The organism is Burkholderiales bacterium (genome assembly GCA_036262035.1).
In the GTDB taxonomy this organism is placed as follows: domain Bacteria; phylum Pseudomonadota; class Gammaproteobacteria; order Burkholderiales; family SG8-41; genus JAQGMV01.
Window position 1 is genome coordinate 75,051 of sequence record DATAJS010000001.1, and the last position, 24,041, is coordinate 99,091.

Genomic DNA, 24,041 nt, shown 5'->3' on the forward strand with positions numbered 1-24,041 from the left:
CCGCAGGCGCTCGACCACCCCATACACGAGGAGGGGCATGACCGATCAAGTCCCGCTGCAGAACGAGCTGCCGCTTCCCTTCCCCGAGCTCTCGGGCGATCTTCCGCTGCTGCCCGCGCGGATGGTGAACGAATACCAGTATTGCCCGCGCCTCGCCTACCTCGAGTGGGTGCAGGGCGAATGGTCCGACTCCACCGACACCGTCGAAGGACGCTACGCTCACCGCAAGGTCGACAAGCCTTCGGGCGATCTTCCCGATCCGGCGGAGGCCGAGGCCGGCGAGCACGTCCACGCGCGCTCGATCACCCTGTCCTCGAATCGGCTCGGGCTCATCGCGAAGATGGACCTCGTCGAGGGCGAAGGCGACACCGTGACGCCGGTCGATTACAAGCGCGGCAAGCGGCCTCACGTGCCTCAGGGCGCGTACGAGCCCGAGCGCGTACAGCTCTGCGTGCAGGGGATGATCCTCGAGGAGCACGGCTATCGCTGCACCGAGGGCGTGCTCTACTTCGTCGAAAGCCGCGAGCGCGTGCGTATTCCCTTCGACGACGAGCTGCGCGCGCTCACGCGCAACGCGGTCGACGGCCTGCGTCTGATCGCTGCGGGCGGCACGATACCGCGCCCGCTCGAAGACAGCCCGAAGTGTCCTCGCTGCTCGCTGGTGAGCATCTGCCTCCCGGACGAAGTGAACTTCCTGCGCAAGGAGCAGAATCCGCCGCGGCCATTGTTCGTCGCGCGGGACGACGCGCTGCCCGTCTACGTCCAGGCGCGCGGAGGCAAAGTCGCGAAGAAAGGAGAGACGCTCGAGATTTCCGTCGACGACAAGCCGGTACAGACAGCGAGGCTGATGGAGGTGTCGCAGCTCGTGTTGATGGGCAACATCTACGTCACGACGCCGACGCTCCACGAGATGATGGCGCGCGAGATCCCGATCTCGTGGCACTCGTTCGGCGGCTGGTTCATGGGCCATACGGTCGGCACCGGCCACAAGAACGTCGAGATACGCGCCGCGCAGTATCGTGCGAGCTTCGACGGCGCCGCGTGCCTGCGGATCGCCAAAGGCCTGGTCGTCGCGAAGATCCAGAACCAGAGGACGCTGCTCAGACGCAACTGGAAACGCCCCGAGGCCATGGACGATCTGATCGATCGGTTTCAGCAGGACGTGCGGCTCGCGCAGCGCGCTCACGACCTGCCCACGCTCCTGGGCGCCGAAGGCCAGGCCGCCGCCCGCTACTTCGGCGACTTCTCCGCGATGATCCGGCAGGACGACGACGCCGGGTCTCTGCCTTTCGACTTCACGACGCGCAACCGGCGACCGCCCACCGATCCGGTGAACGCCCTGCTCTCCTACGCCTACTCCCTGCTGGTGCGCACCTGGACGGTCGCCCTGACGGCGGTGGGCTTCGATGCGTATCGCGGCTTTTATCACCAGCCGCGCTACGGCCGGCCGGCCCTCGCCCTCGACATGATGGAGCCCTTCCGCCCGCTGCTCGCCGATTCGACCGTCATCCAGGCGATCAACAACGGCGAGATCCGCTCCACGGATTTCCTCAGCGCGGCAGGCAGCGTCGCGCTCACCGCCGACGGCCGCAAGCGCTTCATCGGAACCTTCGAGCGCCGGCTGTCCCAGGAGGTCACGCATCCGCTGTTCGGCTACAAGCTGAGCTACCGGCGGCTGCTCGAGCTGCAGGCGCGCCTGCTCGCCCGACACCTGCTCGGCGAGATCGACGACTACCCGAACTTCACCACGCGATGAGCACCTCCAACGCCGAGCACCTGTATATCGTGTCCTACGACATCCGCGACCCCAAGCGATGGCGCCGGGTCTTTCGCGTGATGAAAGGCTACGGCGAGTGGCTCCAGCTCTCGGTATTCCAGTGCCGCCTCACCCGGCAGCAGCATGCCGAGCTTATTGCGCTGCTCGACGGTATCATCCACCATGCAAGCGACCACGTCGTGCTGCTCGACCTCGGCACCGCCGAGCACGTCGTCCCGAGGGTGGTCAGCCTGGGCAAGACCTTCGAGCCGGTCACACGCGAGCCCATCGTCGTTTAGCTCGCCCGGCGGTCGCGAGCGCTCCAATGCGAACGTACGACGCGTAGAGCGCTCGCAATCGCCAAGCTCTTTAACAACCTGGGATTTTCGTTCTGCAGGGCCCGGCGCGGCCGATCGCCGGGCACTGCTATACTTTTCCGGCGACAACCGCTCGCAAACGCGCTCGGAAGTCGTTGCTCCTCCGGTCGATTTTCAGGGCACCGTTATCCATGGCTCGACGCCATGGCCTCATTGAAGCGCGCTCAGCCGCTCGCCCGGGCGGGACTCGACGGGGTTATCCATGGCTCGACGCCATGGCCTCATTGAAGCTATCGCATCCAGGAGGCGATGAACCCGGGGTATCTGGTTATCCATGGCTCGACGCCATGGCCTCATTGAAGCCCCGGCGTGATCTGGGCTTTGCCGACGGCACCCTGCGGGGTTATCCATGGCTCGACGCCATGGCCTCATTGAAGCCAGCGCGCTATAGCGGCGCGCACCCACGAGGTGGGGGTTATCCATGGCTCGACGCCATGGCCTCATTGAAGCAACTGTTGTGGTATCGCCCCCAAAGATGGAAGCAAGTTATCCATGGCTCGACGCCATGGCCTCATTGAAGCATCGCCCCCCCGTTGTTTGCCTTGTCTTTCACTTACGTTATCCATGGCTCGACGCCATGGCCTCATTGAAGCTACGTCTTGGCTCGTTCCTCCCAGCCGGGGAGGGGCGGGTTATCCATGGCTCGACGCCATGGCCTCATTGAAGCCAGAGCCCGAGGAGCGAGCCGGTCTACGGCGTCTGGGTTATCCATGGCTCGACGCCATGGCCTCATTGAAGCGGGTGCTTCTGTGCTACCCGCTCCGCGGCTTCGTTCGTTATCCATGGCTCGACGCCATGGCCTCATTGAAGCACCAAACGCGCTGCGCACCGTGGTCGCAGCGAACGACGTTATCCATGGCTCGACGCCATGGCCTCATTGAAGCGTATCGCGAGCATCCGGACGCAACTCGCGGTTGGGGTTATCCATGGCTCGACGCCATGGCCTCATTGAAGCACGAATCAGTTTGTTTTGCGCTCGACGCTCCGTTAGTTATCCATGGCTCGACGCCATGGCCTCATTGAAGCTCGAGCGGCGCATTGTTGAACGCTCGGATGCGGCGGGTTATCCATGGCTCGACGCCATGGCCTCATTGAAGCCAAGGCGCTTCTGCTCAGCGGCGGTCAGCTCAGCAAGGTTATCCATGGCTCGACGCCATGGCCTCATTGAAGCTCGATGGCGAAGCGTCCGAAATCCACGAACGCATTGGTTATCCATGGCTCGACGCCATGGCCTCATTGAAGCCAGGAAACATCGAAGATCGTCGCCGCAACCCGACCGGGTTATCCATGGCTCGACGCCATGGCCTCATTGAAGCATGCTCAGCGTGCGATATGGGGGTGTGGAGGGTGGGGGTTATCCATGGCTCGACGCCATGGCCTCATTGAAGCATCGAAGAGTGCCGGTTGATGGAGCTGCGCGCGCAAGTTATCCATGGCTCGACGCCATGGCCTCATTGAAGCACGTACAGAAGGTGAGATGGAAGCACATCGGAAGGATGTTATCCATGGCTCGACGCCATGGCCTCATTGAAGCGCAGATCACCGGGCTTCCTGTGGCCTCGCGGACGCTGGGTTATCCATGGCTCGACGCCATGGCCTCATTGAAGCGGTCGGTCAGAAGATGCTCGACCCCGAGGGTGTAGTGTTATCCATGGCTCGACGCCATGGCCTCATTGAAGCGACGAGCAGGCAGCGCCCATCATCCGCAATAGCGTCGTTATCCATGGCTCGACGCCATGGCCTCATTGAAGCTCGATGTCGGGCCACTGAAAGGCACGGGCATGGGTGTTATCCATGGCTCGACGCCATGGCCTCATTGAAGCAGCAACTCCGCGGCCGCGAGCTTCGCTTCCTTCTCGTTATCCATGGCTCGACGCCATGGCCTCATTGAAGCACAAGTATGAAAACCTCCACTTCTTGCGGCCGTAGGTAGGTTATCCATGGCTCGACGCCATGGCCTCATTGAAGCCGAGCTCGACCGCGCTCACCGTGCCCACCGACCCGCTCGTTATCCATGGCTCGACGCCATGGCCTCATTGAAGCTGTCCCGAAGTTCTGCCCGGCGTTCACCGTTCCTGCGGTTATCCATGGCTCGACGCCATGGCCTCATTGAAGCCGGCACCACACAACGAACGTATCGCCTCGGCAGAAGTCGTTATCCATGGCTCGACGCCATGGCCTCATTGAAGCGATTGCGGCGTTGACATCCTCTGCCGACATCGAGGAGTTATCCATGGCTCGACGCCATGGCCTCATTGAAGCTCCAGCCCCGCCACCGTCCGCAGCGCCTGCGCCATGTTATCCATGGCTCGACGCCATGGCCTCATTGAAGCGCGGCGCTGATCAAGCGCGGCGCGCGGGTCTTTCGGGGTTATCCATGGCTCGACGCCATGGCCTCATTGAAGCGGGTGCAGTTCGCGCAGCATCGCGAGCGCCTGTGAGGTTATCCATGGCTCGACGCCATGGCCTCATTGAAGCACCAAGCACGGAGCGGTCGCGAAGCAGGTGACGATGGTTATCCATGGCTCGACGCCATGGCCTCATTGAAGCCTCGGGCATCGGCAGGTGGTCGGTCACGGCGTTCCTGTTATCCATGGCTCGACGCCATGGCCTCATTGAAGCGTTCACCGCCGCACTGACAAGACATCATCGATTAGGTTATCCATGGCTCGACGCCATGGCCTCATTGAAGCTGGAGCGCCGCGCTGATGGCCGAGCCGATCCTGGTGTTATCCATGGCTCGACGCCATGGCCTCATTGAAGCCAGCTCTTGAAGCTTGTCCATGTGGCCTATCTCCCCGTTATCCATGGCTCGACGCCATGGCCTCATTGAAGCATTTCCACAGTTCGTCTCGCACCATCTGACCTACAAGTTATCCATGGCTCGACGCCATGGCCTCATTGAAGCGAGACGATCGCACTGGCGTTCGCGATCACCGAAGAAGTTATCCATGGCTCGACGCCATGGCCTCATTGAAGCATGCTGGGCGAGCGGCTCATTCCCGCCCGTGACCGGCGTTATCCATGGCTCGACGCCATGGCCTCATTGAAGCGGCCCAAGGGAGGGTGAAAAATAAAAGAGCGTTGGTGTTATCCATGGCTCGACGCCATGGCCTCATTGAAGCCTCGGTGGCGTAACGCGCGTTGCCCCGCAGCACCAGGTTATCCATGGCTCGACGCCATGGCCTCATTGAAGCATCGCGCCGACCGCGGTCCTGATTTCCGCGCGGTGTTATCCATGGCTCGACGCCATGGCCTCATTGAAGCTCAAACGATTTGTGACGTGTTCGTCTGACGACGACCTGTTATCCATGGCTCGACGCCATGGCCTCATTGAAGCCAAGTCGGCCGAGCTGCACACGAAGGTCAAGCGCCGGTTATCCATGGCTCGACGCCATGGCCTCATTGAAGCGCGAGCGTCTGCTCCCGCGCCGCCTCGGCTTCCTGTTATCCATGGCTCGACGCCATGGCCTCATTGAAGCATGGTGTTGGCGTTCGTGCCTTCGGCAAGGCCCGCGTTATCCATGGCTCGACGCCATGGCCTCATTGAAGCAAGTTTGCCGGCGATCCGAAGCGCATCGGGCCGCGGGTTATCCATGGCTCGACGCCATGGCCTCATTGAAGCGCGTCGATCAGGAGCGATTTCATTACTCGGCCTCGCGTTATCCATGGCGCGACGCCATGGCCTCGTTGAAGCGTCGAGGACACGACCGGCATTCCCTACGGCCTGATGGTTATCCATGGCTCGACGCCATGGCCACATTAAAACGGCGACTGATCCGCACGAAATCCCGGCTATGTGTCGCTCACGCGGTGGGCTCGGCGAAGCGACGCGCTCAATCAAGAGTTCGTCTGAGAATCAGACACTCGGCCCGCCGATCCATGGCGGCCTGCCACCGCCGTCGAATTCTAAGCCACCACCTCCCACCGCTTCTGCCGCCACGCGAGGATCGTGCGTGACAGCGCGCGCTCGCCGGCCTGCTCGTAGGCGAGCACCGCGCGGTGCTTCAGGAGCTCGATGTTCTGCTTGGGCTCGAAGCGCGTGAAGACCACCATGTCGCGCTGGGGTGCCGCGACGATCAGCGCGGCGCCGATACGCTTCTCCTGCTCGTCCCAGAAATCGGCGTCGAGCAGGATCGTCGGCTCGAGCTGCCCGCCCTTGATCACCGCGCCCATGCCTGCATACGGCTGTATCACCGACAGGTCCGGATAGAGCTTGCGATAGTTCTCGACGACGAGGGCCGGCAGCGCCTTGCGGTCGAGCTTCAGGCGCTTCAGATCGCGTCCCCGCACCGCCTGCACGAAGCGCTCGTCGTCGAAGACGTAGCGCAGGTGCAGGTCGCCGACGAAATGATCGAAGACCGGCAGGTTGTCGACGGTGTTGCCGGGCTCGGGCGTGAGCTCGACGGGCTCGATCTTCTGAATGGGCCGCGTCTTGGGGTCGACGTTGGAACGCGCTCGGACGAGCGCTACGAGCTTTTCGCGCGGGTGCTGCTGTGCAGCCGCGGGCCGCGGCCAGGCAACCGCGGCTCCCGCCGCAGCGAGGCTAAGCAATGCTTCACGTCTCTTCATCAAGAGCGAGCATAAGGCGTTTTCAGAGCGTGGGATAGAATCCGGGCATGAGCACCGTCGTCGAGCCCGTTCCGGTCGATTTCGCGCGCCAGCGCGAGGTCGCCGCGGCGCTGCGCGCTTTTCTTCCCGCTGCTTCAGTGCTCTTCGAGCGAGAGGACGTGAAGCCTTACGAGTGCGACGGGCTCTCTGCGTACCGGCAGGTGCCGATGGTCGTGGCGCTTCCGGACCACGAAGATCAGGTCAGGCGCATCCTCGAAGTGTGTCACTCGATGCGCGTGCCGGTCGTCGCACGCGGCGCCGGCACCGGACTCTCGGGCGGCGCGCTGCCGATGGGCGACGGCGTGCTGCTGTCGCTCGCTAAGCTGATGCGCATCGTCGAGATCGATCCGGTCGCGCGCACGGCGCGCGTGCAGCCGGGCGTGCGCAACCTCGCGATCTCCGAAGCCGCCGCGATGCACGGCCTCTATTACGCGCCCGACCCTTCGAGCCAGATCGCGTGCAGCATCGGCGGCAACGTCGCCGAGAACTCCGGCGGCGTGCATTGCCTGAAGTACGGTCTCACGGTGCACAACATACTCAAGGTCCGTGCGTACACGATCGAAGGCGAGCTGCTGGAGCTCGGCGGCGACGGTCTCGACGCCGCGGGCTACGACCTGCTCGCGCTGATGACGGGCTCGGAAGGCCTGCTCGCGGTCGTCACCGAGGTGACGGTGAAGCTCCTGCCCAAGCCCGAATGCGCGCAGGTCGTCATGGCCGCTTTCGACGCGGTGGAGAAAGCCGGCGCCGCGGTCGCGAACATCATCGCCGCGGGCATCATCCCGGCGGGCCTCGAGATGATGGACCAGGCGGCCGCCGTCGCGGTCGAGCATTTCGTGCACGCGGGCTATCCGACCGACGTCGCGGGCATCCTGCTGTGCGAATCGGACGGCACGCAGGAGGAAGTCGCGGACGAGGTGCGGCGCGTCGAGGCGATCATGGAAGAGAGCGGCGCGACGCTGATCCGCGCCTCTCGGAACGACGCCGAGCGCCTGAGATTCTGGGCGGGCCGCAAGGCCGCGTTCCCGGCGGTGGGACGCATATCGCCCGACTACTACTGCATGGACGGCACGATCCCGCGCAAGCGCCTCGCGGAAGTGCTGAGCGCGATCGCCGAGCTCGAGAAAAAGTACGGGCTGCGCTGCGCCAATGTCTTCCACGCGGGCGACGGCAACCTGCACCCGCTGATCCTCTACGACGCCAACTCGCCCGGCGAGCTCGAGCGCACCGAAGCGTTCGGCGCCGAAATCCTCGAGCTGTCGATCGCCGTCGGCGGCACGATCACCGGCGAGCACGGCGTCGGCATCGAGAAGGTGAACCACATGTGCGTGCAGTTCGCGACACCCGAGCTCGAGACGTTTCACGCGGTGAAGCGCGCGCTCGACGAGCACGGCCTCCTCAACCCCGGCAAGGCCGTGCCCAGCCTGAATAGATGCGCGGAGTTCGGCCGCATGCACGTGCATGTAGGCCAGGAGAAGTTCGCGGACCTGCCTCGCTTCTAAATCAAAAGCAATTGACCGCAAAGGACGCAAAGGACGCAAAGGTTTTCATCGGGTGCTTTTCATCAGCACCTCATGCGCAAGATAAAGCGACACGCGTCGAGCTCGCGACCGACTCATCGCTTTCCTTTGCGTCCTTTGCGTCCTTTGCGGTTCAAAACGCCTTTCATGCAAGAGATCATCGAACAGCTCGCTGAACGGATCCGCGACGCCGCCGCGCGGCGCGAGCCGCTCGTGGTGCGCGGCGGCGGGACGAAGGAGTTCTACGGACGCGCGGTGGCGGGCGACGTGCTCGACACACGCGCGTATGCGGGCATCGTCGATTACGAGCCCACCGAGCTCGTGATCACGGCGCGCGCGGGGACGAGCCTCGCGGAGATCGAGGCCGCGATGCGCGAGCGCGGCCAGATGCTCGCGTGCGAGCCGCCGCACTTCGCCGAAGGCTCGACGCTCGGCGGCTGCGTCGCGGCGGGCCTCTCGGGACCGCGCAGGCCTTACGCGGGAAGCGTGCGCGATCTCGTCCTCGGCATACGCATGCTCGACGGCAAGGGCGCCGACCTCTCCTTCGGCGGCCGCGTCATGAAGAACGTCGCCGGCTACGACGTCTCGCGGCTGATGGCGGGATCGCTCGGCACGCTCGGCGTGCTGCTCGAGATCTCGCTCAAGGCGCTGCCGCTGCCGCCTGCCGAGACCACGCTGCGGCGCGAGCACACGGCTGCCCAGGCGATCGAGCTCATGAACGCATGGGCCGGCAAGCCGCTGCCGATCAGCGCGACGTGCCACGTCGGCGGCGCGCTGTACGTTCGGCTCTCGGGCGCCGGAACGGCGGTGAACGCCGCTAAGCAGAAGCTCGGCGGCGAAGCCGTGGACGACGGTCAGCGCTTCTGGCGCGACCTGAGAGACCATCGGCACGATTTCTTTCGCACCTCGCGGCCGCTGTGGCGGGTCTCGCTCAAGTCGACGACCCCGCCGCTCGGCGGCGAGGAGCTGATCGAATGGAGCGGCAGCGTGCGCTGGCTCGCGCACGACGGCGATGCGGACGAAATCCGCGGCAGAGCCGCGCGAGCCGGCGGGCACGCCACGCTCTTCCGCCGCCACGCGAGCGACGCCGAACCCTTTCACCCGCTCTCGCCCGCCCTCGCCCGCGTGCACGCCAGGCTGAAGCGCACGTTCGATCCGCACGGCGTGCTGAATCCCGGCCGCATGTACGCCGAATTCTGAAATGCAGACCAACCTAGCCGATTTCATCCGGGACACGCCCGACGGCCGCGACGCCGACGCGATCCTGCGCAAGTGCGTGCACTGCGGTTTCTGCACCGCGACCTGCCCCACGTACCAGATCCTCGGCGACGAGCTCGACGGTCCGCGCGGCCGCATCTATCTCATGAAGCAGGTGCTCGAAGGCGCGCCGGTCACCGGGAAGACTCAGCTCCACCTCGACCGCTGCCTCACCTGCCGCTCGTGCGAGACCACGTGCCCATCGGGCGTGCATTACAGCCGACTGCTCGACATCGGACGCCGCGTCGTCGACGAGCGCGTGAAGCGCGGCCCTGCCGACACCTTCGTGCGCGCGGCGCTGCGCGCGGTAGTGCCGCGGCCGGTCGTGTTCGAAGCGCTGGTCAACACCGCCCGCATGATGCGGCCGCTGCTGCCGCGGGCGCTGCAAGAGAAAGTGCCGCGCGAGGCGCGTCCGGCGCCTGCCTTACCCGCTACGTCGCATGCACGCCGGATGCTCGTGCTCCGAGGCTGCGTGCAGCCGGTGCTGTCGCCCGCGACCAACGTCGCCGCGGCGCGCGTGCTCCACCGCCTCGGTATCACGCTCGAAGCCGCGCAAGGCGCCGGCTGCTGCGGCGGCGTCTCCTACCACCTCACCGCCGAGGACGAGGCGCGCGGTTACATGCGGCGCAACGTCGACGCGTGGTGGCCGCACGTCGAAGCGGGCGTCGAGGCGATCGTCATCACCGCGAGCGGCTGCGGCACCATGGTGAAGGACTACGGTCACCACCTCGCGCGCGATGCGCGTTACGCCGAGAAGGCCGCTCGCATCTCCGAGCTCACCAGAGACATCAGCGAAGTCATCCTCGCCGAAGCGGACGCGTTGACACGCCTCGCTCGGACCCCACGCCCTACGAAAAAAGTCGCTTTCCACCCGCCCTGCACGCTGCAGCACGGACTGAAGATACGCGGCGAGATCGAGCGCCTGCTGCTCTCGCTCGGCGTCGATCTCGTGCCGGTGCGCGACGCGCACCTGTGCTGCGGCTCGGCCGGCACCTACTCGCTGCTGCATCCCGACCTCGCGGGACAACTGCGCGACAACAAGCTCGCCGCGCTCACCGCGGGCGATCCCGCGGAGATCGTCACGGCCAACATCGGTTGTCAGAACCACCTGCAGCAAGGCACGGACAAACCCGTTCGCCACTGGATAGAGCTCGTGGACGACCTCCTCAGCGCCCGCTGAGCCATCTCCTTGTCATAGTACTCAAGGGTGCATCATGCGAAACCCTATTGTACTTTTTGATAAACGCGCGTACGATCGGCGCCACTTCATACCGGAGAGGCCCAAGCCGATGCTGCAGATACCGCGCCGATCGCTCGAAGAACGCCGCACCCGTCACAGTCGCACCGCAACGGTCCGCAAGGCGCTGTATCTCGAAGGCACACCTCACGTCCCGGTGTACGAAGAAGAGCTGTGGACGAGCAAGCAGCGGCAGGCGTCCTCGATCCACGAGGTGTCGTACCGCGCGTGCTTCAAGCCGCAGCTTCCCGCCTACTTCATCGACCGCCTCTCCGACGAAGGCGACCTCGTCTACGATCCTTTCAGCGGACGCGGAACGACCGCGGTGGAAGCGGCCCTGCGCGGCCGTCGCGTCGCGGCCAACGACATCAATCCGCTGTCGTCGATCTTCGCGAGGCCGCGCCTGGAGATGCCTCACGTGGGCGAGGTCGACGCGCGGCTGGCGGGGATCGATCTGGGGCAGAAGGCGCGCCCGACGCTCGACCTCTCGATGTTCTATCACCCCGACACCGAGCGCGAGCTCCTCAACCTGCGCGCGTACCTCAACGCGCGGCGCCGCTCGCGCAGCGAGGACAGCATCGACCGCTGGATACGCATGGTCGCGACCAACCGGCTCACCGGCCATTCGCCGGGTTTCTTCTCGGTCTACACGCTGCCGCCCAATCAGGCGGTATCGGCCGAGAACCAGGTGCGCATCAACGAGCGGCTCGGCCAGAAACCCGGGTACCGCAACGTGCGCGAGCTCATCGTGAAGAAATCGGTGCAGCTCCAGGGGAACATCAGCGCGACCGAGCGCGACCGGCTGCGGCGCTGCGCCGCGCAGGCGCTGTTCCTCGAAGGCTCGGCCGCCGCGACCCGGGGCCTGCGCGACCGCAGCGTGCAGCTCACCGTGACGTCGCCGCCCTTCCTCGACATCGTCCACTACGCCAAAGATAACTGGCTGCGCTGCTGGTTCAACGGCATCGATGCGAACGAGGTCGGACGCCGCATGACGATCAGCAAGACCGTGGAGGACTGGTCGGCCGCCATGGCGAAGGTGTTCGCCGAGCTCTACCGCGTGACCAAACCGGGCGGCTGGGTCGCTTTCGAGGTCGGCGAAGTGCGCCGCGGCTCGGTGCGGCTGGAGGAAGTGGTCGCGCCGCTGGGCATCGAGGCCGGCTTCGACTGCGAGGCGGTGCTCATCAACTCGCAGCGCTTCACCAAGACCGCGAACATCTGGGGCGTTTCGAACAACAAGCTGGGCACCAACAGCAATCGCATCGCGATCTTCCGCAAGCCGGCTTGAGCGCCTCTGCGTGCTAACATCGGCATCGAGGTAGAGCGGCCCGCCCCTCGCGGCGGGCCGCGTCCATTCCACGGGATGGTCTCGTGCCGATCGACTACGAAAAGCTCATCAACCACCGGATTCCCGACGTCGAGCAGCGCTATACGCGCCGCGACACGATGCTGTACGCGCTCGGGCTGGGCCTGGGCGCCGATCCGCTCGACGAAGATCAGCTGAAGTTCGTCTACGAGGAGAATCTCGTCGCCCTGCCGACGATGGCGATCGTGCTCGCCTCGCCCGGGCCGTTTCACCGCGAAGGCAGCTTCGGCATAACGGGCACCCACGTGTTGCACGGCGAGCAGGGTTTCACGATCGACAAGCCGCTGCCGGTCGAAGGCACGGTCGTCGGCCACACCATCGTCGAGCGCGTGCTCGACAAGGGCCCCGGTAAAGGCGCACTCATACTCACGCGCACCACCGTGCGCGAGAAAGAGAGCGGCGACACCGTGTGCACGCTCACGTCCACGACCTTCGCGCGCGCCGACGGCGGTTTCGGCGGACCGTCAGGGCCGCAGAAAGAGCCGCACCCGATTCCGGAGCGCACGCCCGACCTCACCTGCGACCTGCCGACGCTGCCGCAGGCGGCGCTCATCTACCGGCTGTCGGGCGATTACAACCCGCTGCACGCCGATCCCGCGTACGCGAAGCGCGGCGGGTTCAAGGCGCCGATCCTCCACGGTCGCGCGACGTTCGGCGTCGCGGGTCACGCGATTCTCAAAGCGTGCTGCGGCTACGACCCTTCGCGCTTGAAAAGCATGGAAGGACGTTTCTCGTCGCCGGTGTATCCGGGGGAGACGATCCGCACCGAGCTGTGGATCGACGGCAGCGTGGTGTCGTTCCGGTCGAGCGTCCCCGAGCGCGGCGTGACGGTGCTCAACAACGGCCGCGCGGAGCTCGCGGGCTTCATCCGCGAGCTCGCTAAGCAGTCATGAAGCTCCACTGGTCGCCGCGCTCGCCGTTCGTCCGCAAGGCGATGGTGTGCGCGCACGAGCTGGGCATGGCCGAGCGTATCGAGAAGATCTACACGCTGGTGTCGCTGCGCAAGCCGAACGAGGACATGCTGCGCGTCAATCCGCTGGGGCGCATTCCCGCGCTGGTGCTCGACGACGGCTCGGTGCTCTACGACTCGGCGGTGATCTGCGAGTACCTCGACGTTACGTTCGGACCGAAGCTGTTTCCTGCGCAAGGCGGCGCTCGCTGGGACGCGCTGCGCCGTCATGCGCTCGCGAACGGCATGCTCGAGACCGGCATCCTGTGGCTCGCCGAGCGCACGCGCGCGCAAGCGCAGCAATCGCCCGAGATGCACGCCGCCTGCGAGCGCAAGCTGCGCAGCGCCCTCGCCGCCGCCGAGCTGGAAGCCGATCGACTGCGCGGCGGCGCACCCGACATCGGCGATCTCACGCTCGGCGTCGTCCTCGGCTATCTGGATTTCCGCTACGCCGACCTGAAATGGCGGGAAGCCGCGCCGAAGCTCGCCGAGGCTTACGCGGTGCTCGCCGTGCGTCCTTCCTTCGTCTCCACCCAACCGTACGACGAGAGCGCGCCACGTTAAGAGCCGTTTCCCGCCGCACGATTTCTAGAGCGTCACCGTGACTACCACTTCCGAGAAACCCGATCTCGCGCGCTTCCTGAGCCCTCGCGGCGTCGCCATCGTCGGCGCATCCAACGATCTCACGCGCATCGGCGGCCAGCCGATCCGCCTGCTCACCGAGTTCGGATACCGGGGCAAGGTGTACCCGGTCAATCCGAAGTACGAAGAGATCAAAGGCCTCAAGTGCTATCCGAGCCTCTCCGCGGTACCGCAGCCGTGTGACGTCGCGCTGATCGCGCTGTCCGCGCCGCACGTGCCCGGCGTCATCGAGGAATGCGGCAAGGCCGGTATTCCGTACGCGCTCGTGCTCTCGGCCGGTTTCAGCGAAGTCGGCGAAGCAGGCAAGGCGCTGCAGGCGAAGCTCGTCGAAGCGGCGAAAAAGAGCGGCGTGCGCGTGAACGGGCCGAACTGCATCGGCATCCTCAACCACGAGGAAGGTGTCCGTATCGGCTTCGGCGGCACGCTCAACCTGAAGACGCTGAAGACCGGCCCGATCGGCATGGTGACGCAGTCCGGCGGCTTCGGCTTCGCGGTCGTCGCCGTCGCCGCCTATTACGGCGTCGGCATCAACTACGCGGTGTCGACCGGCAACGAAGCGGACCTCACCGCGCTCGACTGGCTGGCGGCGATGATCGAGCTCCCCGACGTCGAGATCGCGACCGCGTTCCTCGAAGGGATCACCGACGGCCGGCGGCTGCTCGAGATCGGCGAGCGTGCGATGGCGCTCGGCAAGCCGATCCTGGTGTGGAAGGTCGGCAACACCGACGTCGGCCGGCAGGCGGCGGCTTCGCACACCGCGCGGCTCACCGCGGGCTACGAGCTCTATCGCACCGCGTTCCGGCTCGGCGGCTTCATCGAAGTGCGCGACATGGACGACCTCGTCGACGTCTGCAAGATCCTCATGGCGCGCAAGCTCCCGCGAGGCAATCGCGTCGCGGTCGTCACGCCTTCGGGCGGCGCGGGCGTGCTGCTCGCCGACCGCTGCGTCGAAGAAGGGCTCACGCTGCCGGCGCTGGACCCGGGCACCATCGAAAAGGCGCGCGCCTACGTGCCGACGTTCGCCACGGTCGCGAACCCGGTCGACATCACCCCGCAGGGCTACAACGACAACTTCGCGTCGTACAACCGCCTGCTCGCGGACGTGCTCGCCGATCCCAACATCGACCAGATGATCCTGCGCGCCCCTCGCGGCAGTGCGGCTTCGATCTGGGCGAAGAACTTCGTCGAGCAGATGAAGGACGCGGACAAGCTCGCGGTGATCAACTGGCCGACCTCGCCCGACGACAACGCGGACGTCGCGGCGTTTCTCGAAGAGCACCGCATGCCGATCGTGATGGCGCCCGGCCGCACGGTGCACGCGCTCGCGCGCGTCAACGAGTACGCGCAGCGCAAGCGCGAGTTCGACGCGAAGCGCGGGCGCTCAGAGTCACGTGTCACACCCAAGCAGACGCTCGAGCTGCCGGCCGGCGCGGGAACGCTCGGCGAGCACCGCTCGAAAGCGATCCTGGAGAGCTACGGCGTCCCGGTGGTGAAAGAGGTGCTGCTGTCGCCCGAAGCGGTGGCTACGCTCACGCGCGAGCCGCTGCCCTTCCCGCTCGCGGTGAAGGTCGAGTCGCCGGACATCCCGCACAAGACCGAAGCGGGCGTGGTGAAGCTCGGCATCTCCGATCTCGATGGCCTGAAGCGCGCCGCGCGCGAAGTGCTCGAAGCGGCGAAGCGGCACGACGGCAAGGCACGCATCGACGGCGTGCTGGTGCAGCAGATGGCGAGCGGCCTCGAAGTGATCGTCGGCGCGGTGAACGACCGATTTTTCGGTCCGGTGGTCGCGTTCGGTCTCGGAGGCGTCTATACCGAGCTCCTGAAGGACGTGACCTATCGCTTCGCGCCGTTCGGCGCCGAGACCGCACGCGAGATGGTGGGCGAGATCAAAGGCGCGGCGCTGCTGAAAGGCTATCGCGGCAGCGCGGCGCTCGACGTCGACGCGCTCGCGGACGCGCTCTCGCGCGTGTCGCACCTCATCGCCGACCACGCCGATCGCATCGCGGAGATCGACGTGAACCCGTTGTTCGTGCGACCTGCGGGCGAAGGCGTGTTAGCGGCGGATGCCCTGGTTGTTTTGAAAAGCGATTAACCGCAAAGGACGCCAAGGACGCAAAGGTTCAGAATAGTCGTCATTCCCGCGCAGGCGGGAATCCATTCGACGCGCAAGCGTCGTCCTGGCGAAAGCCAGGATACATTTTGAACTCTTTTCTCAAGGTCAAAATGGGTCCCGGATCGTGTCCGCGCTGCCGGACACGTCCGGGACGACGCGATGATGCCGCGTCGCTTTCCTTGGCGTCCTTTTGCGTCCTTGGCGGTCAAAATACAATTCGAGGAGACATGATGAACTTTGCCAGGCTCGTAGTGGCTGCTTCTGCGTTGGCCCTATCGGCCGCGCAGGCGCAGAGCTTTCCAAGCAAACCGGTCCGGCTGATCGTGCCGTTCGCGGCGGGCGGGAGCACCGACATCGTCGCGCGGGTGCTCGGGCAGGAGCTGAACAGGATGTGGGGCCAGCCGGTGCTCGTCGACAACCGCGCGGGAGGGAGCACGGTGATCGGCACCGAGATCGTCGCCAAGGCCCCGCCCGACGGACACACGCTGCTCGTCACGCCGGCGCCGTTTACGATCGTCCCCAGCCTCGCGAGCAAGCTTCCTTACGATCCGCACAAGGATTTCGAGCCGATCGTGCTGATCAACACGACGCCGCTCGTGGTGGTGGTGCATCCCGCGGTTCCCGCGAAGAACATCAGGGAGCTCGTCGCGCTCGCGAAGTCCAGGCCCGGCGCGCTCAACTACGGCTCTTCCGGCAGCGGCGGCTCCAACCATCTCGCCGGCGAGCTGTTCAACGCGATGGCGGGCGTGAAGATGGTGCACGTGCCCTACAAAGGCAACGCGCCGGCGCTGCAGGACCTCGTCGGCGGACACGTCGACGTCGTCTTCAACGGGCTCACCTCAGCGCTGCCGCTGATCAAAGGCGGCAAGCTGCGCGCGCTCGGCATGACGAGCCTCAAGCGCTCGTCCGCGTTGCCCGAAGTGCCGACGCTCGACGAGCAGGGCCTCAAGGGCTTCCAGGCCGTCGCGTGGAACGGCCTCACCGCGCCTGCGAAGACACCCAAAGCCATCGTCGACAAGATCAACGCCGACGTGGTGAAAGTCGTGCGCGCGCCCGAGCTCATGGAAAAGCTGAAAGCCGAAGGCTCCGATCCGGTCGGCAGCAGCGTCGACGCCTATGCCAGGTTCCTGCGCGACGAGATCGCGAAGTGGAACAAGGTGATCCGCTTCGCCAACATCAAAGGTTTGTAATGTACAAGGTCTTTAAAAGCGTATTGACCGCCAAGGACGCAAAGGACGCAAAGGACGCAAAGGAAAGGCGACGCGGCATCATCGCGTCGTCCCGGGCGTGTCCGGCAGCGCGGACACGATCCGGGACCCATTTCGACCTTGAGAAAAAAGTTCAAAATGGATCCTGGCCTTCGCCAGGACGACGCTTGCGCGCCGAATGGAGTCCCGCCTTCGTGGGAATGACGATCGTTCCGCTCCTATGCGCATCGATCGCGCAAGCGCAGTCTTACCCCTCGAAGCCGATACGTCTCGTCGTAGGTTTCCCCGCCGGCGGCCCCACCGACATCGTCTCGCGCACCATCGCGCCCAAGATGACCGAAGCGCTCGGCCAGACGGTGATCGTCGACAACCGCGGCGGCGCGGGCGGCGTGATCGCGACCGAGCAGGTCGCCAAGTCCCCCGCCGACGGCTACACGCTGCTGATGGGCACGATCGGCGGCATCGCGGTCGCGATGAGCCTCAATCCGAACCGCGGTTACGACACGCTGCGCGACTTCGCGCCGGTGACGCAGGCGGTGACGGTCACCAACATCCTCGTCGTGCATCCGTCGGTGCCTGCGAAGAACGTGAAGGAGCTGCTCGCGATCGCGCGCAGCAAACCGGGCCGTCTCAATTACGCGTCCTCGGGCAACGGTACGGTGACGCACCTCGCGGGCGAGCTCTTCAAGCTCCTCGGCAAGGTCGACATCACGCACGTGCCTTTCAAGGGCGGCGCGCCGGCGCTGACCGCGCTGATCTCGGGCGAGGTCGATCTGTCGTACGAGAACAGCCTCGTGGTCACGCCGCACGTGCGCGCGGGCAAGGTGAAAGCGCTCGCGGTCACCGGTCTGAAGCGCTCGCAGCTCCTGCCCGAGCTGCCGACGATCGCCGAGTCGGGGTTGCCGGGCTACAACGCGAGCGGCTGGTACGGCCTCTTCGTGCCCGCGCAGACGCCGCGGGCGATCGTCACTCGCCTCAACCAGGAAGCGGTGAAGGCGCTGCGCATGCCCGACGTCGTCAAGACGCTGTCGTCGCAGGGCGCGGAGCCGATCGGCAATTCGCCCGAAGAGTTCTCGGCATTCGTAAAATCCGAGATCGACAAGTGGGCGAAGCTGGTGAAAGTCGCCAAATTGAAGATCGATTGAGCATGGCGCAGTGGAACGCCCAGACGCTCGCCGACGTGCTGACGCGCGACGCCGAGCTTTTTCCCGAGCAGGAGGCGCTGGTCATCGGCGTGCAGCGGCTCGACTACGCGCAGCTCAAACGGCGCGTGGACGAGACCGCGCAAGGCCTGCGCGCCCTCGGCGTCAGGCGCGGCGACCATGTCGCGGTCTGCATGGGCAATACCGTCGAGTGGGCGCTCTTCTTCTACGCCGCCGCGACCATCGGCGCGGTGACGGTGCCGGTCAATACGCGCTTCAAGGCGGACGAGCTCGCCTACTGCCTCGAGCAGGCGGACGTGAAGCTGCTCTTCGTCGTCGACCGCTTCCTCAGGATCGATTTCGTCGAGATGCTCCGCGGGATCTGCCCTGCGATCGACTCGACGCTGCCCGACGCCGCGCTTCCGAAGCTGGAGAACGTCGTCGTGCTGGGCAGTAACGTGCCCAGGGCCGCGATCCGTTTCGACGACATGCTCGCGCTCGGCATCACGCACGACGTGCCCGAGTTCGACGACGTCACGCCGGGCGACGTCCTGCTGATGCAGTTCACGTCGGGCACCACGTCGTATCCCAAAGGCGTGATGCTCACGCACGACAACATGCTGCGCAACGCGGCTTACGTCGCCGAGCGCTTCGACCTGAAACAGGCCGACCGCTATTACAGCTCGCGAGTCTTCTACCACGTCGCCGGCTCGACCCTGTCGCTGCTGGCGGCGCTCGCGGTCGGCGCGTGCCTGATCTCGTCCGAGACCTTCGACGGCTCGCAGGCGTTGCGCATCATGTCCGAGGAAGCGTGCACGCACACCTCGGGGAACGACACGATGTTCCTGATGATCCTCAACGCGCCGGACTTCGATCGCTATCCGCTCAAGCTGCGCGGCGGCTGGGCGTCGGCCGGCCCGGAGGTGTCGCGGCTCGCGATCGAGCGCCTGGGCATGAAAGGGCTGTGTCACGCCTACGGCCTTTCCGAAGCGTCGCCCAACGTCAGCATGTCCTGGCACCACGACGACCTCGACAAGCGCGTCAACGGCTGGGGCCACGTGCTCGAAGGGCTGGACGTCTCGATCGCCGATCCGGAGACCGGCAAGGAGCTCCCGCCCGGCGCTACGGGCGAGATCCTGGTCCGCGGCTGGAGCGTGATGAAGGGCTATTACAAGATGCCCGAGCAGACCGCCAAAGCGATCGACGCGCAGGGCTGGCTGCACACCGGCGACTACGGGATCATGGACGAGGACGGGCGGCTGCGCTTCGCGAGCCGCATCAAGGACGTGTTCCGGGTCGGCGGCGAGAACGTCGCGCCCGCCGAGGTCGAAGACGTGCTGCACAAGCACCCCAAGATCAAGCAGGCGCAGGTGATCGGCGTGCCCGATCCGCGGCTCATCGAAGTGCCGGCGGCGTACGTCATACTGCGCGAAGGCGAGCGCGCCACGCCGGAAGAGATCATCGACTGGAGCAAGTCGCGGATGGCGAACTTCCGGGTGCCGCGCTACGTGCGCATCGTGACGACGTTCGACGATATCGGCATGACCGGCAGCAACAAGGTGCAGAAGAACAAATTACGCGCGCAGGCATTGATCGACTTCGGCCTGTCGGAGAAGCAAACGTAGGGTGCGTTAGCCGCAAAGCGGCGTAACGCACCGTTAAAAGGCTCGAACCGCAGAGGACGCAGAGGTAAAACAGTCATCGTCATTCCCGCGCAGGCGGGAATCCATTTTGACGTCGCATGAGGAATCACATGAATCTTGCAGAACAATCCCCGCTCGGGACTTACATCGAGCACATCAGGAAAGGCGAGCTCGCCTACCAGGTCACCGAAGACGGCAAGCCGGTCTTCTATCCGCGCGCCGTCGCGCCGCAGACCGGCGGCAAGCTCGAGTGGCGCGTGTCGAAGGGACTCGGCACGGTCTATTCGACGACCACGATGCACTTCAAGGGCGAGGCGCCGCTGAACGTCGCGCTGATCGACATGGACGAAGGCTTTCGCCTGATGAGCCGTGTCGAAGGCATAGCCTCGATGGACGTGAAGATCGGCATGCGCGTGAAGTTCAAGGCGCATCCCGGGGATGAAAAGCAGCAGCCCTATCCCGTCTTCACTCCGGAGGGCGCGAAATGACGACCCTCAGGAAAGGCAGCATCGCGGTCGTCGGCGCGGACGAATCCGACCTCGGCCTGGTTGCGCCGAACACCAGCCCGCTCGACCTCATGGCGCAGGCGACGATCCGCGCGCTGGACGACGCCGGCCTCACGCTGAAGGACGTCGACGGTCTCTTCGTGGCCGCGACCCAGGTGCGCATGGGCCCGATGGCGCTCGCGGAATACCTGCGCATCAAGCCGAAGTACTTCGACGGCACGATCATCGGCGGCTCGTCGTTCATGACGCACGTCGCGCACGCGCAGGCCGCGATCGAGCACGGCCTGTGCGAAGTCGCGGTGATCGCCTACGGCAGCACGCAGCGCTCGGTCTCGCGCGCCGCCGCCTCGCCCCGCGAGTACAACTACTACGAGTCGCCGTACCGGCCGATCCTGCCGATCAGCGCTTACGCGATGGCCGCCGCGCGTCACATGCACCAGTTCGGCACGACGCGCGAGCAGCTCGCCGAAGTGGCGGTTTCCGCGCGCCAATGGGCGCTGAAGAACCCGAAAGCGTGGGAAAAAGAGCCGCTGACGATCGAGCAGGTGCTCAACGCGCGCATGGTCTCCTACCCGTTCACGGTGCGCGACTGCTGCCTCGTCGTCGACGGCGGCGGCGCGATCGTGCTCACCTCGGCGGCGCGCGCCAAGACGCTCAAGAAGAAGCCGGTCTACGTGCTCGGCGTCGGCGAAGCGCTGAGCCACGCCAACATCTCGAGCATGCCCGACCTCACGGTCAGCGCGGCATCGGAATCGGGGCCGAAGGCGTACGCGATGGCCGGCATCGGCCCGAAAGACGTCGATATGCTGTCGCTGTACGACGCGTTCACGATCACCCCGATCCTGTTCCTCGAAGACCTGGGTTTCTGCCCCAAGGGCGAAGGCGGCCGCTTCGTGCAGGGCGGCACCATCGCCCCGGGCGGCAAGCTGCCGGTCAACACCAGCGGCGGCGGTCTCTCGTACTGCCACCCGGGCATGTACGGGCTGCTGGTCATGATCGAGGCGATCCGGCAGGTGCGCGGCGAGGCCGGCGAGCGCCAGGTGCCGGGCTGCGACATCGCGCTCGCGCACGGCAACGGCGGCGTGCTGTCCAGCCAGTGCACCGTGATCTTCGGTTCGGAAGCCGCGCTGTAAGTTAAGGCGGCGCCGCCCGACGAACGCGCGATACGGCCGGGGAATTCAGTCCCCGGCCGGCGGTCTCACAGCCGAAGGAGGATCACGATGAACCGAAGGACCTGGCTCCAAAGCCTTTTTGCCGTGGCCGCGGGCGGGACGCTCGTCGGCGCCCACAGCGCTCAACAGAGCATGGCCTCGAAGCAGGTGGAGGCGCTGCAGAAGAACTGGCGGCTCCTGCTCGCCGAAGGCGTCAAGACGCCCTCGCCCGCCGACAAGGTCAAGCTCTCCAACGACGACTGGAAGAAGCGCCTCGAGAAGTTCCAGTACCACGTGATGCGCGAGGAAGGCACCGAGCGCGCCGGATCGAGCCCGCTCGACCGCGAGAAGCGCGCCGGCGTCTTCGCGTGCGCGGGCTGCGACCTGCCGCTCTTCACGTCCGACATGAAGTTCGACAGCGGCACCGGCTGGCCGAGCTTCTTCACGACCATACCCGAGGTCTTCGAGACCAAGACCGACTACCTGCTCGTCTACCCGCGCACCGAGTACCACTGCGCACGCTGCGGCGCTCACCACGGCCACGTATTCAACGACGGCCCGAAGCCGACCGGCCTGCGCTACTGCAACAACGGCGTGGCGCTGAAGTTCATACCGAAGAGCGCGAAGGCGTAAGCTAGGCGTCGTCGCATTCCCGGACGCGGCCCGGCGCTTGCTCTCCTGCCGCGGATGTGGAAAAAGGGAGGACAAGCATGCTCGCGACCCAGCGTACGGCGCCGCTGCCGGAGATCGATTGCGGCTATCGGGAAGTCAGGCAGCGCAGCGAGGCGCTCTGCGCGCCGCTGGAGACCGACGACTACCAGGTCCAGAGCGTGATCGACGCGAGCCCGCCCAAGTGGCACCTCGCGCACGTCACGTGGTTCTTCGAGACCTTCCTGCTGAAGCCTTTCCTGCGCGGCTACGAGCCGCTCGATGCGCGCTACGAGCGCATCTACAACTCGTACTACAACACCGTCGGCCCCTTTCACCCGCGGGCGCAGCGGCACGTGCTGTCGCGGCCGACCGTGCCGCAGGTGTATGAATACCGCGCCCACGTCGACCGCCACATGGGAGAGCTCATCGCGGCCGCCCCGGTCGAGCATCGCGCCGAAGTCGACCGGCGCGTGACGCTCGGCATGCACCACGAGCAGCAGCACCAGGAGCTGCTGCTCATGGACATCAAGCGCAACTTCTACGCGAACCCGCTGTATCCCGTTTACGGCGCGGCGCAGCCGCCGGCGCCCGTCGAAGCGCCCGCGCAGCGCTGGCTGGATTTTCCGGGCGGCATCCGCGAGATCGGTCATGCCGGCCATGCGTTCGCATTCGACAACGAGTCGCCGCGGCACAAGGTCTTCCTGCGCGACTACCGGATCGCTTCACGCCCCGTGACGAACGGTGAATACCTCGAGTTCATGGCCGACCGCGGTTACTCGCGCCCGGACCTGTGGATGTCCGACGGCTGGGCGGCGGTGCAGGAGCGGCGCTGGGCCGCGCCGCTGTACTGGGTCGACGTCGACGGCGAGTGGCACGAATTCACTTTGTCGGGGCTGCGGCCGGTCGATCCGGCGCAGCCGGTCTGCCACGTGAGCTGGTACGAAGCCGACGCCTATGCTCGCTGGCGCAACGCCCGCCTGCCGTCCGAGGCCGAGTGGGAGTGCGCGGACGCGGGCGAGACGATCGAGGGCAACTTCGTCGAGTCGGGCGCCTACCACCCGCGCGCGGCGTCTTCGCAGAGCGATCGCCAGTGGTACGGCGACGTGTGGGAATGGACGTCTTCGGGCTATGCGCCCTACCCCGGCTACCGCCCGCTCGAAGGCGCGCTCGGCGAATACAACGGCAAGTTCATGGCGAACCAGTACGTGCTGCGCGGCGGCTGCTGCGCGACGCCGCGCTCGCACATCCGCGCGGGCTATCGCAACTTCTTCTACCCGCCGGACCGCTGGCCCTTCACCGGGATACGCCTCGCGCGCGACGCCTGATCGCTTGCGGGCAGGGCCCCCGCCGGTATACTGGCCTCATGGTCCAGCCGACTTTCAGGCTCGCCGTCCCCGGCGACGCGTACGAGATCGCGGTCATGTCGCGCTATCTCGTCGAGGTCGGCCTGCGCGGATGGTCGTGGCCGCCGGAGCGCGTCGCCAAGGCGATTCACACGCGCTCGACCCTCGTCCTCGTCGCCGAAGTGCAGTCGCGCCTCGTCGGGTACGCGATCGCCGAGTTCGGCGACACGCAGGCGCACCTGTCCCTCCTCGCGGTCAAGCCTACGCACCAGCGCTGCGGCATCGGCCGCGCGCTGATCGAGTGGATCGAGGAATCGGCGCTGACCGCCGGCGTCACCACCGTCACGCTCGAGCTGCGCGCCAACAACTACGGCGCGCGCTCGTTCTACCGGCTGCTCGGATTCCAGGAAGGCGCTTACGTGCCGGGCTACTACCGCGGCGTCGAGACCGCGCTGCGGATGTCCCGCGACATCCGAAGGCACATACCCAATCCGCAAGCGGGCTGAAAGCCCGCTTGGTAACTCGGGGTCAGACCCCGGCCTTTTTGGGGTCTGACCCCGGTTTTGTCCGGGGGG

At 65.8% G+C, this 24,041-nt stretch carries 18 protein-coding genes and 1 CRISPR repeat array; of the genes, 17 read left to right on the forward strand and 1 reads right to left on the reverse strand.

All coding sequences use genetic code 11. The features are described from left to right. The first annotated feature begins 37 nt into the window (after nt 1–37). Both cas1 and cas2 read left to right on the forward strand, forming a co-directional pair. A complete protein-coding gene (gene cas1 / locus VHP37_00335) occupies nt 38–1,756 on the forward strand; it encodes a CRISPR-associated endonuclease Cas1 (protein HEX2824762.1) in 1,719 nt (572 codons plus the stop codon). After that, nucleotides 1,753–2,055: a CRISPR-associated endonuclease Cas2 gene (cas2, locus tag VHP37_00340; GenBank protein HEX2824763.1), complete on the forward strand. Its 303-nt coding sequence runs from the start codon at nt 1,753–1,755 to the stop codon at nt 2,053–2,055. The genes cas1 and cas2 overlap by 4 nt, the downstream gene beginning before the upstream one ends. Before the next feature lie 202 nt (nt 2,056–2,257). Next, nucleotides 2,258–5,902: a CRISPR direct-repeat array (repeat unit 36 nt; unit sequence GTTATCCATGGCTCGACGCCATGGCCTCATTGAAGC). Between the two features lie 140 nt (nt 5,903–6,042). Here cas2 and VHP37_00345 read toward each other — a convergent pair. Further along, on the reverse strand, nt 6,043–6,705 hold the full coding sequence (locus VHP37_00345) for a hypothetical protein (GenBank protein HEX2824764.1): 663 nt from the start codon (nt 6,703–6,705) through the stop codon (nt 6,043–6,045). Nucleotides 6,706–6,752: 47 nt separating this feature from the next. Here VHP37_00345 and VHP37_00350 point away from each other — a divergent pair, with 47 nt between their 5' ends. The 15 genes from VHP37_00350 to VHP37_00420 all read left to right on the forward strand — a co-directional run bounded on the left by VHP37_00350 (nt 6,753) and on the right by VHP37_00420 (nt 23,972). Then, the gene (locus VHP37_00350; GenBank protein HEX2824765.1) at nt 6,753–8,243 is read left to right on the forward strand and encodes an FAD-linked oxidase C-terminal domain-containing protein; all 1,491 of its coding nucleotides are present in this window, start codon (nt 6,753–6,755) and stop codon (nt 8,241–8,243) included. 165 nt (nt 8,244–8,408) lie between these two features. After that, complete coding sequence (gene glcE, locus VHP37_00355) at nt 8,409–9,461, forward strand: glycolate oxidase subunit GlcE (protein ID HEX2824766.1); 1,053 nt, start codon at nt 8,409–8,411, stop codon at nt 9,459–9,461. Nucleotide 9,462: 1 nt separating this feature from the next. Then, nucleotides 9,463–10,698, forward strand: a complete 1,236-nt coding sequence (gene glcF / locus VHP37_00360) for a glycolate oxidase subunit GlcF (protein ID HEX2824767.1) — start codon at nt 9,463–9,465, stop codon at nt 10,696–10,698. A 109-nt stretch (nt 10,699–10,807) separates the two neighbouring features. Continuing rightward, nucleotides 10,808–12,040 (forward strand): DNA methyltransferase, encoded by a 1,233-nt coding sequence (locus tag VHP37_00365; GenBank protein ID HEX2824768.1) that lies wholly within the window; start codon nt 10,808–10,810, stop codon nt 12,038–12,040. A gap of 83 nt (nt 12,041–12,123) precedes the next feature. Further along, nucleotides 12,124–13,011 (forward strand): MaoC/PaaZ C-terminal domain-containing protein, encoded by an 888-nt coding sequence (locus VHP37_00370; protein ID HEX2824769.1) that lies wholly within the window; start codon nt 12,124–12,126, stop codon nt 13,009–13,011. Next, nucleotides 13,008–13,631: a glutathione S-transferase N-terminal domain-containing protein gene (locus tag VHP37_00375; protein HEX2824770.1), complete on the forward strand. Its 624-nt coding sequence runs from the start codon at nt 13,008–13,010 to the stop codon at nt 13,629–13,631. Before VHP37_00370 ends, VHP37_00375 begins: the two co-directional genes overlap by 4 nt. A gap of 37 nt (nt 13,632–13,668) precedes the next feature. After that, a complete protein-coding gene (locus VHP37_00380; protein ID HEX2824771.1) occupies nt 13,669–15,801 on the forward strand; it encodes an acetate--CoA ligase family protein in 2,133 nt (710 codons plus the stop codon). Nucleotides 15,802–16,052: 251 nt separating this feature from the next. After that, complete coding sequence (locus VHP37_00385) at nt 16,053–17,012, forward strand: tripartite tricarboxylate transporter substrate binding protein (GenBank protein HEX2824772.1); 960 nt, start codon at nt 16,053–16,055, stop codon at nt 17,010–17,012. A 185-nt stretch (nt 17,013–17,197) separates the two neighbouring features. After that, nucleotides 17,198–18,175, forward strand: coding sequence for a tripartite tricarboxylate transporter substrate binding protein (locus tag VHP37_00390; GenBank protein HEX2824773.1), 978 nt, complete (start codon nt 17,198–17,200; stop codon nt 18,173–18,175). Nucleotides 18,176–18,177: 2 nt separating this feature from the next. Next, a complete protein-coding gene (locus VHP37_00395) occupies nt 18,178–19,797 on the forward strand; it encodes an AMP-binding protein (GenBank protein HEX2824774.1) in 1,620 nt (539 codons plus the stop codon). 128 nt (nt 19,798–19,925) lie between these two features. Then, complete coding sequence (locus VHP37_00400; protein HEX2824775.1) at nt 19,926–20,303, forward strand: OB-fold domain-containing protein; 378 nt, start codon at nt 19,926–19,928, stop codon at nt 20,301–20,303. Beyond that, complete coding sequence (locus VHP37_00405; protein HEX2824776.1) at nt 20,300–21,454, forward strand: thiolase; 1,155 nt, start codon at nt 20,300–20,302, stop codon at nt 21,452–21,454. The genes VHP37_00400 and VHP37_00405 overlap by 4 nt, the downstream gene beginning before the upstream one ends. 87 nt (nt 21,455–21,541) lie before the next feature. After that, nucleotides 21,542–22,105: a peptide-methionine (R)-S-oxide reductase MsrB gene (gene msrB / locus VHP37_00410; GenBank protein HEX2824777.1), complete on the forward strand. Its 564-nt coding sequence runs from the start codon at nt 21,542–21,544 to the stop codon at nt 22,103–22,105. 77 nt (nt 22,106–22,182) lie between these two features. Continuing rightward, the gene (egtB, locus tag VHP37_00415; GenBank protein HEX2824778.1) at nt 22,183–23,448 is read left to right on the forward strand and encodes an ergothioneine biosynthesis protein EgtB; all 1,266 of its coding nucleotides are present in this window, start codon (nt 22,183–22,185) and stop codon (nt 23,446–23,448) included. A gap of 38 nt (nt 23,449–23,486) precedes the next feature. Beyond that, on the forward strand, nt 23,487–23,972 hold the full coding sequence (locus VHP37_00420; GenBank protein ID HEX2824779.1) for a GNAT family N-acetyltransferase: 486 nt from the start codon (nt 23,487–23,489) through the stop codon (nt 23,970–23,972). Nucleotides 23,973–24,041: the final 69 nt, after the last annotated feature.